Consider the following 9,455-nt stretch of genomic DNA (forward strand, 5'->3'; position numbering starts at 1 on the left):
AGTTGTTCATCGCGAACGGACGGGCACGCCCGCAGCGGCAAGCGCCTGGTGCGCTTCGGCTACGGTATGCTGGCCGAAGTGGAAGATGGAGGCGGCTAGCACCGCGCTGGCATGACCTTCGATCACGCCTTCGACCAGATGCTGGAGCGTGCCGACGCCGCCGCTGGCGATGACGGGAACGGACACCGCGTCGGCGATGGTGCGGGTGAGGGCGAGGTCATAGCCCTGCTTCGTGCCGTCGCCGTCCATGGAAGTGACAAGCAACTCACCTGCGCCAAGTTGCGCCAGCCTTACCGCATGTTCGACCGCGTCGATGCCGGTCGGCTTGCGACCGCCATGGGTGAAGATTTCCCAGCGGTTGTCGCCGACGCGCCGCGCATCGACCGATCCGACAATGCACTGACTGCCGAAGCGGTCGGCGATGTCGGCCACGACTTCGGGGCGCGCCACTGCCGCGCTGTTTACGGCCACCTTGTCGGCGCCCGCGAGCAATAGCGCTCGCGCATCTTCCGGGCTGCGCACGCCGCCGCCGACGGTGACGGGCATGAAGCAGACTTCGGCGGTCCGGCGCACCACGTCCAATATGGTGCCGCGCGCCTCATGGGTGGCGGTGATGTCTAGGAAGCACAGCTCGTCCGCGCCAGCCGCGTCATAGACCCGCGCCTGTTGCACTGGGTCGCCCGCGTCGCGCAGGTCAACGAAATTCACGCCCTTGACCACGCGGCCGTTGGCGACGTCCAGACAAGGGATGACGCGGGTGCAGACGGTCATGAGCGGCGCACCTTCTCCCGTTCGGTTCGAGCGCAGTCGAGAACCACGATTGCACCCGTATCTCGACTTCGCTCGATACGAACGGATGCTGACACTATCATGCCGCAGCCTTCGCGATCGCCAGCGCGGCTTTCAGGTCCAGCCGTCCATCATAAAGCGCGCGGCCGGTGATGACGCCTTCGATGCCTTCATCCGCATGCAAGCTGAGTACGCGAATGTCCGCGATCCCCGCCACGCCGCCGCTCGCGATCACGGGAATGTCCGTGCCGCGCGCCAACTCGACGGTCGCGTCGATATTGCAGCCCTTGAGCAAGCCGTCGCGGCCCACGTCTGTGAAGAGCAGGCTGGCGACGCCCGCATCCTCGAACCGGCGGGCGAGGTCCGCGACGGGCATGTCGGACTTTTCGGCCCAGCCATCGGTCGCGACGAAACCGTCCCGTGCATCGACGGCAATCACGATCCCACCCGGAAAGTCGCGCGCCGCCGCCTTGACGAAAGCTGGGTCCTTTAATGCGGCCGTGCCGATGACTATGCGCGACACGCCAAGGTCGAACCACCGCTCCACCGCCTCGCGATTGCGGATGCCGCCGCCGAGTTGCACATGGCCGGGGAAGGCTTCGACGATGCGCTCCACTGCTTCGGCATTGACCGCATGGCCTGCGAAGCTGCCATCGAGATCGACGACATGCAGATGCTCGGCCCCTGCCTCCGCGAAGATAAGCGCCTGCGCGGCGGGATCGTCGCCATAGACGGTGGCGCGGTTCATGTCGCCCTCGGCCAGGCGGACGACCTGTCCGCCCTTGAGGTCGATTGCGGGAAAGACGATCAAAGACATATCAACATCCGTTGAAGCGGGTCAGGGACGCCACTCGAGAAAGCGGGAGAGGAAGGAAAGGCCATAGGTCTGGCTCTTTTCCGGATGGAATTGGCAACCAATGATCGTGTCGCGGGCGACGGCAGCGACCAGCGGGCCGCCATGATCGGTGATGGCGGCGACATGCGCAGGGTCGGCAGCTTCGAAATGATAGCTGTGCAGGAAATAGGCCTCGCCCGGCTCCAGCAGGGGCGGAGCGTCGTTCAGCACGACCTTGTTCCAGCCCATGTGCGGCACCTTGATCGCGGGATCGGTCGGCTCGATCCGCCGAACCGTGCCGGGAACCCAGCCCAATCCTTCATGCCGTCCGAACTCTTCGCCTGCATCAGCGAGCAATTGCATGCCCACGCACACGCCAAGGAACGGCGTACCGCGCTGGCCCACCGCCTCGTTCATCGCGCCGATCATGCCGGGAATGGCTGACAGTGCATCCATGCACGCGCGGAAGGCGCCTACGCCCGGCAGGACGATGCGGTCAGCCTTCGCCACCACCTCAGGGTTGGCGGTGATGAGGGCATCCTCCGCCCCCGCCTTGCGCAGGGCATTATGGACCGAATGAAGGTTGCCTGCGCCGTAATCGATGAGGGCGAGGGCGGTCACAACATCCCCTTGGTGGACGGGATGGCGTCCGCCTTGCGCGGGTCGATCTCAACCGCCTGCCGGAGCGCGCGGGCGAGGCCCTTGAAGCAGCTTTCCACGATGTGGTGATTGTTGCTGCCATAGAGATTTTCGACGTGCAGCGTGATCCCGGCAGCCTGCGCGAAGCTGTGGAACCAGTGTTCGATCATTTCGGTGTCCCATTCGCCGAGGCGCTGCACCGTAAAGGGTGCGTTGAACACCAGCCAGGGACGGCCCGAAATGTCGAGCGACACGCGCGAAAGCGTCTCGTCCATCGGCGAATAGACGCTGCCATAACGGGTGATGCCGCGCTTGTCGCCCAAGGCCTTTGCCACGGCCTCGCCGATGGCGATTGCCGTATCCTCGGTCGTGTGGTGCTGGTCGACATGCAGGTCGCCTACCGTGCTGACCGTCATGTCGATCAGCGAATGGCGCGACAGCTGCTCGATCATGTGATCGAGAAAGCCTATGCCGGTGGAGACGGTATAGATGCCCGTTCCGTCGAGATTGACGGTCACGTCGATCTGCGTTTCCGCAGTGTTGCGGTGAATTTCGGCCGTGCGCATGGCTGCGCCCTATACCGAAGTGGGGGTGGCATGCAATGTGGCGTTGCATGTGCGGGGCGCACTTGACCCGCCGCGCCGCGCCGTTAGGACAATGGGGGATGAGCGACGACTTGCCTGACAGCCTGATTCCCTACGATGAAATCGTGCAGGAGGCGCTGCGTGCCGTGGTCGGCCGCGTGCTGGGCGAAGTCGAGCATTCTGGCGGTCTGCCGGGTTCGCATCATTTCTACATCACCTTCAAGACGCAGGCTCCCGGAGTCGCGATTCCCAAGCAATTGGTGGAGCGATTCCCGGACGAGATGACGATCGTCCTTCAGAATAAATTCTGGGATCTGAAAGTCAGCAGCGACGGGTTCGAGGTCAGCCTGACTTTCAATCAGGTTGCGTCGCATCTTGTAATACCCTTTGCCGCCATCACGGCCTTCGTGGATCCTGCGGTGAATTTCGCGCTCCAATTCCAGGTGCAGTCGGACGGATTGCCCGAACCGCATGAAGAAGCGGAGAATGACGCGCCGCTGGTCACGACCGAAGACGGCTCCAACGTCGTGACGGTGGATTTCGGCAAGAAGAAATAAGGGCTGGCGGATAGCCGCCTTACCTCCCAGATTGGCTACCTGACCTTATGTTCCGGGAGCCTTTGCATGAAAAGCCGCACGGAAACCGACAGCATCGGCGCCATAGAGGTGCCTGCAAGCGCCTATTGGGGCGCGCAGACCCAACGCAGCATCGAAAATTTTCCCTTCGGAGCGATGGAGCGCATGCCGATCGGGATCGTCCACGCGCTCGCCATCGTCAAACAGGCTGCGGCGCGGGTCAATCGCGCTGAAGGATTGGCGCCGGAACTGGCCGAGGCGATAGAGGCGGCCTCCGCCCGAGTGATCGCGGGCGATCATGACGACCAATTCCCGCTCGTCATCTGGCAGACGGGCAGCGGCACGCAATCCAACATGAATGTGAATGAGGTGATCGCGGGCATCGCCAATGAAGCGCTGACTGGCAAGCGGGGTGGCAAGTCACCCGTTCATCCGAACGATCATGTGAATATGGGGCAGTCGTCCAACGACAGCTTTCCGACCGCGCTTCACATCGCCGCCGCCCGCGCCGCGACGGAGCAGCTCTTCCCGGCGCTCGACCGGCTTCACAGGGCGCTGGATGACAAGGCGCAGGCCTGGGGCGGCATCGTGAAGATCGGCCGCACCCATCTTCAGGATGCGACGCCGCTGACGCTGGGGCAGGAATTTTCGGGCTATGCCCATCAACTGTACCGCTGTCGCAACCGGATCGAGCCTGCCGTCATGCACGGGATGATGGCGCTCGCCCAAGGGGGAACCGCCGTGGGCACGGGGTTGAACGCGCCCGAGGGCTTCGACGTCGCCATGGCAAAGGAGATTGCGGCGATCACAGGCCTGCCGTTCCGCACAGCGGATAACAAGTTCGAGGCGCTCGCCTCCAACGATCCGCTGGTCCATCTCTCCTCGACCCTCGCCACGCTGGCCGTTGCGCTCACCAAGATCGCCAACGACATCCGCCTGCTTGGCAGCGGGCCGCGTTCCGGGCTCGGCGAACTCGACCTTCCCGCCAATGAACCGGGCAGTTCCATCATGCCCGGCAAGGTCAATCCGACCCAGTGCGAGATGCTGACCATGGTGGCCGCACAGGTGATCGGCAACCATCAGGCCGTCACGGTCGGCGGCCTTCAGGGGCATCTGGAATTGAATGTCTTCAAACCGATGATCGGCGCTGCCGTTCTGCGCTCCATCCATTTGCTGAGCGTAGGCATGGACAGCTTTGCCGAACGCTGCGTCGAGGGGCTGGAGGCGAATGAGAAGCGCATTGCCGAACTGGTCGACAGGTCGCTGATGCTGGTCACCGCCCTCGCGCCCGAGATCGGCTATGACAACGCCGCGAAGATCGCGAAATATGCGCATGCAGAAGGGATCACGCTCAAGGAGGCGGGTTTAGCCCTTGGCCTGATCGATGAGGAAAGTTTTGATCGGCTGGTCCGGCCGGAAAATATGGTGTGAACTGGCGGAACCGCCCGTCCTGCGATACATTGATCGCCATATGAAGAAGATCACTTCCAAACAGCCGCTTGTCACCGTCCGCCCGCCGCGCAAGGCAGGGCTGCTGCGAAAGACGGCACGCCTAGGCGCGGCCGTCGTCGCGGCCCGCGTCGCTGCGGCTACCGGAAAGAAGGGCGTGGTCGGACTTATCGCGGGCATCGGCGCAAAGCGTTTGATCATGCGCTATCCGATGGGCGCGCTGTTCGTCACCGGCGCTTATCTGGCGGGCAAAGCCTATGAGACCAAGCGCGAAGTCGATCGCAAACGTGCGGTGAAAGCGCTGCCTGATCTTAGCAACGAACCGGTGCCGATCGCCGAAGCCCGCACGAAAAAAGCCTAAAGGGCTGACTGCCAGCCTTTTATCGCTTCAATCGGCCAAGCCAGCATCAGCACGTTGAGCGTAAGATTGTCGCGGATCGCCACTAGCGCGATGATTTCCAATGAGATGCCAGCGCATATCGTCACGGCGACCGGCGCGCGGGCCGCGAAGAGGAAGCCGAGCGCCATCATGCCGATATCGCTCATCGAATTCAGGATGCTGTCGCCACTATAGCCCAGCGCGATCGTCGCCGCGCGGTAGCGGTCGATGATGATCGGCGAGTTTTCCAATATTTCCCAGACGGATTCGGCCAGCACCGCCAGTGCAAAGCGTGGGCCAATCGGTTGCCGCCGCATCAAAGCCCACGCGCCTGCGTAGAAGAGGAAGCCGTGGATTACGTGGCTCAGGCTGTACCAATCCGCGATATGCTGGCTGTTGCCGCTGTCGAGCGCCCCATGCCACAGCTCGACATGGCCGCAAGTGCAGATCGGCGGTCGCGCCATCAGGAACAGCAGCGCGCAGGTCAGCAGTACGATGATCCCGGCGGCAACGAAGCCCCGGCGGTTGCGTAGTGCCTTTCGTCTCAACGATCGTCCCCCTTCACGGCCTCTTGCCAAACGCGCTCCACGGCGTCACTAGCGGCCATGGCCGACAGCATCCCTATTGAGGCGCCCGATTTCAAGCGGCGTGGCGTGCTCTTCGTTCTTTCCTCGCCATCGGGCGCGGGCAAATCCACCATCGCGCGCAAGCTTCTGGCTGCTGAGTCGGACCTTGCCATGTCCGTTTCCGCCACCACGCGGCCGATGCGGCCGGGTGAAGTGGACGGCAAGGACTATCATTTCGTCGATCTGGAGGAATTTCGCCGGATGACGGCGGAGCATGAATTTCTCGAATGGGCGCACGTTTTTGGCCAGCGCTACGGCACGCCGCGCGCGCCTGTCGAGGCCATGTTGAAGAGCGGCCGCGACGTACTTTTCGACATCGACTGGCAGGGCGCTCAGCAGCTGCACCAGATCGCCGGGGGCGATGTCGTGCGGGTATTCATCCTGCCTCCCTCGATGGAAGAGCTGGAACGCCGCCTGCGCGGCCGTGCGACCGACAGCGAGGAAGTGATCGAAGGCCGCATGTCCCGCGCGGCCAATGAAATCGCGCATTGGGACGGCTATGATTATGTTCTCTGCAATGTCGATGCGGACGATTGCTTCAGGCGGGTTCAGACGATCCTTCACGCCGAGCGCATGAAGCGCAGCCGCCAGACCGGCCTTATCGGCTTCATTCGCCGGTTGAGCCGTTATCATCAGGAAGATTGAGGAAGCCTAGTTTTCTCGCCTCCGTTAGTTTCGATCGAAGGCGAGAGAGACTGGTCTACCTCTCAAATCCCGCCGGTTCCGCCCAATCCGGATGCACCCAGGCCATCGCCTTGAACAGCGTCCCCATGGCGTCATCGGCAGTCAGCCGCAGCCGCGCAGCCTCCACCTCTGCCGCCCGTGCGGGGGATGTGCGCGCGAGCTGATCCGCCCGCGCGTCAATGCCTAGCTTTCGCAGCAACTCACCCTGGTTCACCGGCCCTATCACTCGCAGGCCCGCCTGCCGCGCCATGTTGCCGATCATGGTGAAATCGACATGGGTCGTAAGATCGCTTTCGCCCGGTTCCAGGAAAGGGTCCGCAAATTGGTGTTCGCGCACGGCTTGCAACGTGTCGCCGATCGCAGGACCTTCATAGCCATAGTCGATGATGATCGCGGCGCCGCCTTGCCGCGCGATCCGCTGCGCCAGTTCCAGCGCGATGGCGGTCCCTGCCAGCGGTATTTCAATGATCGCTCCATCCGGAGCGTCCGCCGCGATGGCGGGAATGCCCGATTCGACGCGCCGATAGCCCGGCACGGCCTCGAAACGGTTCGAGTCGGCCTCATCAGGGCAGATGACCACCCGCTCGCGCCATTCTTCACCCGAACGGATGATCTGGCGGACGGACAGGGCATCGAAAAACTCGTTGGCGACGACCAGTAGCGGCGCATTGTCCGGTAGGGCGCCGACGCTGTCATGGTGAAAGACGTTCGGGACGAGAGCGCGTTGCCGCTCGCGCAAGGACGGACTGGTTTCGACGAAATGGGGTTGGGGCGTTAATCCCGCGTTGCCCATGGCGCGCAGCGCATCGGACGCGAGAGTGCCGCGCCCTGGACCAAGCTCAACATAAAGTGCGTTCGGACGGCTGCCCGATCGCATCCACAAGTCTGCCAGGCACAGGCCGACCAGTTCGCCGAACATCTGGCTGATCTCCGGCGCGGTGGTGAAATCGCCTGCCGCGCCCAGAGGATCGCGCGTGCCGTAATAATGCTGGTTCGCCTCAGCCATATAGTGCGCGACCGAGATCGGCCCCCCGGCGTCAATCTGCCGAGCCAGCCGCTGGGCGAGGTTCAGCGGTTCAGCTGACACTCGCGCTCCCCGCGATTGGCTCCACGCGAACGCGGCGGCCCTTCGCGGTTGCTATCAGGTATAGGCCGCCCAGGATCATCGGCACGCACAGCCACTGGCCCATGTGAAGGCCGGTGCGCGCTGCAAATTCCATCAGCTGCGCGTCAGCTTCGCGGAAATATTCCACGCCGAAACGGAATATGCCGTAGCCCAGCAGGAAAATCCCCACGAGCATTCCCGGCTTGTAGCGCGCGCGCGTCTTCCAGAAGGCGAAGGCGAGGATGAGGAACAGCACGATACCTTCGAAAAAGGCTTCGTAAAGCTGGCTCGGATGGCGGGGGAAGGGGTCGCCGGTCGGGAAGATGATAGCCCACGGCACGTCCGTTTCCTTGCCCCATAGCTCGCCATTCACGAAATTGGCGAGGCGGCCGAAAAACAGCCCGAAGGGTACGCAGCAGGCGACGAAATCATGGATGCGCAGCCATGACAGCTTTTCCTTCCGCGCCATGTAGAGGATGCCCAGCGACACGCCAGCCGCCCCGCCATGGAAGGACATGCCGCCGTTCCACAGTTTGAAGATGTCGAGCGGATTACGCAGGATTTCGGGCTGATAGAAGAAAACATAGGCCAGCCGTCCGCCGATGATGATGCCGAGCGTTGCATAGAAAATCATGTCATCGGCATGCCGTCGCGCCATCGGCGAACCCGGCTGGGCGATGAGTTTCAGCAGATACCAGTAGCCGATCAATATGCCCGCCAGATAGGCAAGGCTGTACCATTTGAGCGTGAAGAAGCCGAGGTCGAGCGCGACCGGGCTCAGCCCCAGTTGATCGAAACGAATGGCGCCCGAAGCCGCGGCGGCAAGGTCTAGGATCAAGTTGTCGGTCCCCTTCGGAAATATGGCCTTCGCCATAGAGCAGGATAGGGTAAGGAGGAAAGAGGGCTGTTATTTTCATCCGGGTGGGGGTGACGGCTGAACAGAATGGGGCGGGGGAAGAATGGCCCGGATCGGTCCAACCCCGCTTCAGGCATTAACTTGCTGTAAACCCGTTAAATGCGAGTATCATAGCATGGCTATCGATCCGATCATGGAGCAATCCCCCGAACCCGGCGACAAGCGCGCCGATATTCGTTGGCCCATTCGCCTTGAGGTGTCCGAAGCACTGGGTGAGGGATCAGCCGACGTCGTGGTTCACGATATCTCCACGGCGGGGATGCTGATTGAAACGAGCTCAAAACTACAGCTTGGCCAAGGCGTGCTTTTGTCCCTGCCCGAAGCGGGTTCCGTCTCCGCCCGCGTTGTGTGGCAGGATGAACCGCTATTTGGATGCCGTTTCGATGAGGCGCTCCCCCAAGCCGCTGTCAGTGCGACCCGGCTTCGCAGCACGGTGCGCAGCAATGGCAGGCCGGTCGATCATGCCGCCGATGCGCAAAGCCCTGAAATGTTTCCTGCGCGTCTGCGCCGGTTGCGCCGCGAACGCGGCCTCAGCCGGGAAGCGTTGTCCAAGTTGACGGGTTTCAGCAAACCCTCGCTCTGGGCGTGGGAAGTGGGCAAAACCATGCCCCGGCGCAGGAGCCTGATCGCCCTCGCCCAGGCATTCGGCCTGACCGAGCAGCAGTTGCTTGTGGGCGAGGCGGTCGCGCCGCCGCAGGGTTCCGCAGGGGTGGGCAATGCCCGTCTGGGTCAGCAGCTTCATGATGTCATCGACTCAGCGAAGCGGGAAGTCGCGAAACACGCAGGCGTCGATGTCTCGCAGGTGCAGATCCGCATCGATTATTGAAGCGCCATCGGATGGGGTCGAATTTGCTCCCATGCGACCGTTGGTCCG

At 62.8% G+C, this 9,455-nt stretch carries 12 protein-coding genes; 5 read left to right on the forward strand and 7 right to left on the reverse strand.

The features are described from left to right. Nucleotides 1-6: 6 nt before the first annotated feature. From hisF to hisB, 4 genes are all read right to left on the reverse strand, one after another. Nucleotides 7-771 carry an imidazole glycerol phosphate synthase subunit HisF gene (hisF, locus tag ACZ5TB_RS03190; RefSeq protein ID WP_464791983.1) on the reverse strand — a complete coding sequence of 255 codons (765 nt, stop codon included), beginning with the start codon at nucleotides 769-771 and terminating at the stop codon, nucleotides 7-9. Between the two features lie 97 nt (nucleotides 772-868). Next, a complete protein-coding gene (hisA, locus tag ACZ5TB_RS03195) occupies nucleotides 869-1,606 on the reverse strand; it encodes a 1-(5-phosphoribosyl)-5-[(5-phosphoribosylamino)methylideneamino]imidazole-4-carboxamide isomerase (RefSeq protein WP_464779337.1) in 738 nt (245 codons plus the stop codon). A gap of 21 nt (nucleotides 1,607-1,627) precedes the next feature. Further along, nucleotides 1,628-2,245, reverse strand: a complete 618-nt coding sequence (gene hisH, locus ACZ5TB_RS03200) for an imidazole glycerol phosphate synthase subunit HisH (protein WP_464779338.1) — start codon at nucleotides 2,243-2,245, stop codon at nucleotides 1,628-1,630. Further along, nucleotides 2,242-2,829 carry an imidazoleglycerol-phosphate dehydratase HisB gene (gene hisB / locus ACZ5TB_RS03205; protein WP_196225873.1) on the reverse strand — a complete coding sequence of 196 codons (588 nt, stop codon included), beginning with the start codon at nucleotides 2,827-2,829 and terminating at the stop codon, nucleotides 2,242-2,244. The genes hisH and hisB overlap by 4 nt, the downstream gene beginning before the upstream one ends. Before the next feature lie 98 nt (nucleotides 2,830-2,927). Between hisB and ACZ5TB_RS03210 the strand changes: the two genes are divergently transcribed. The 3 genes from ACZ5TB_RS03210 (at nucleotide 2,928) to ACZ5TB_RS03220 (ending at nucleotide 5,232) form a co-directional block, all read left to right on the forward strand. Continuing rightward, the gene (locus ACZ5TB_RS03210) at nucleotides 2,928-3,404 is read left to right on the forward strand and encodes an SspB family protein (RefSeq protein WP_449473174.1); all 477 of its coding nucleotides are present in this window, start codon (nucleotides 2,928-2,930) and stop codon (nucleotides 3,402-3,404) included. A gap of 66 nt (nucleotides 3,405-3,470) precedes the next feature. Further along, entirely contained in the window at nucleotides 3,471-4,853 is a 1,383-nt protein-coding gene (gene fumC, locus ACZ5TB_RS03215; RefSeq protein WP_464791984.1) for a class II fumarate hydratase, read from the forward strand. 40 nt (nucleotides 4,854-4,893) lie between these two features. Beyond that, complete coding sequence (locus ACZ5TB_RS03220) at nucleotides 4,894-5,232, forward strand: hypothetical protein (RefSeq protein WP_464791985.1); 339 nt, start codon at nucleotides 4,894-4,896, stop codon at nucleotides 5,230-5,232. Here ACZ5TB_RS03220 and ACZ5TB_RS03225 read toward each other — a convergent pair. Next, nucleotides 5,229-5,798 (reverse strand): DUF2585 domain-containing protein, encoded by a 570-nt coding sequence (locus ACZ5TB_RS03225; RefSeq protein ID WP_464791986.1) that lies wholly within the window; start codon nucleotides 5,796-5,798, stop codon nucleotides 5,229-5,231. The two genes, ACZ5TB_RS03220 and ACZ5TB_RS03225, sit on opposite strands and share 4 nt — an antisense overlap. 57 nt (nucleotides 5,799-5,855) lie before the next feature. On the opposite strand from ACZ5TB_RS03225, the gene gmk reads away from it, so the two are divergent. Continuing rightward, nucleotides 5,856-6,521, forward strand: coding sequence for a guanylate kinase (gene gmk, locus ACZ5TB_RS03230; protein ID WP_464779342.1), 666 nt, complete (start codon nucleotides 5,856-5,858; stop codon nucleotides 6,519-6,521). 55 nt (nucleotides 6,522-6,576) lie between these two features. Here gmk and ACZ5TB_RS03235 read toward each other — a convergent pair whose 3' ends face one another. After that, complete coding sequence (locus ACZ5TB_RS03235) at nucleotides 6,577-7,647, reverse strand: class I SAM-dependent methyltransferase (RefSeq protein ID WP_464791987.1); 1,071 nt, start codon at nucleotides 7,645-7,647, stop codon at nucleotides 6,577-6,579. After that, complete coding sequence (lgt, locus tag ACZ5TB_RS03240; protein WP_464791988.1) at nucleotides 7,637-8,539, reverse strand: prolipoprotein diacylglyceryl transferase; 903 nt, start codon at nucleotides 8,537-8,539, stop codon at nucleotides 7,637-7,639. Before lgt ends, ACZ5TB_RS03235 begins: the two co-directional genes overlap by 11 nt. Nucleotides 8,540-8,696: 157 nt before the next feature. Here lgt and ACZ5TB_RS03245 point away from each other — a divergent pair, with 157 nt between their 5' ends. After that, nucleotides 8,697-9,407, forward strand: a complete 711-nt coding sequence (locus tag ACZ5TB_RS03245) for a helix-turn-helix domain-containing protein (RefSeq protein ID WP_464791989.1) — start codon at nucleotides 8,697-8,699, stop codon at nucleotides 9,405-9,407. Nucleotides 9,408-9,455: the final 48 nt, after the last annotated feature.

Source organism: Sphingobium sp. TomTYG74, assembly GCF_055393875.1.